The 533-nt window shown below is 68.9% G+C and carries 1 pseudogene; it reads right to left on the reverse strand.

Annotated elements, in window-relative coordinates:
- A pseudogene (locus ABEA24_RS53355) lies at positions 1–518 on the reverse strand (hypothetical protein); the annotation flags it as partial.
- Positions 519–533 lie beyond the last annotated feature (15 nt).

Genomic DNA, 533 nt, shown 5'->3' on the forward strand with positions numbered 1-533 from the left:
GCGGCGGTGATGTGTGCGTGGAGTTCGGGGTCGGGTGCCAGCCCGTGCGTTTCGAGGTAGTAGGTGACCGTGTCGGTCCAGGTCCAGCTGCCGTCGGTCCGGAAGCTTTGCGGCACCACCTCGCCGCGGGAGCGATCGACGCGGTCGATCTCGAGGGCGGTGGTCGTCAGGATGGGGCGGCCGGCCCTCAGGTAGTCGGCCAGTCGCCGGCGCTCGGTGTCGTCTTCGATGATCGGGTGGTCGGGGTTGAAGAACGGTTCGCCGGTCTCCGGGTCGGCGCCGTCGAAGGCTCGCGCGATGGGCACGGTCGCGATGATCTCGAGATAGCCGTTGCTCCACCCGCGGAGCCCGTCGAATGCCTCCCGCGGGCTCCATCCCCGGGTCTTCGACATCTGCTCGACCATTCCGCGAACGCCTCGGGGAGCGGCGAGCAGCTCGCCGTCGGCCGTCAGTTCGATCGTCCCGAGCTGCCGGCGGTCGCGTACGTTCAGGACCGCGAGCACTTCTGGCGCTGCCATGGTCTAAGTATCGCC

Origin of the sequence: Actinoallomurus vinaceus (assembly GCF_039542055.1) — a bacterium.
Classification (GTDB): domain Bacteria; phylum Actinomycetota; class Actinomycetes; order Streptosporangiales; family Streptosporangiaceae; genus Actinoallomurus; species Actinoallomurus vinaceus.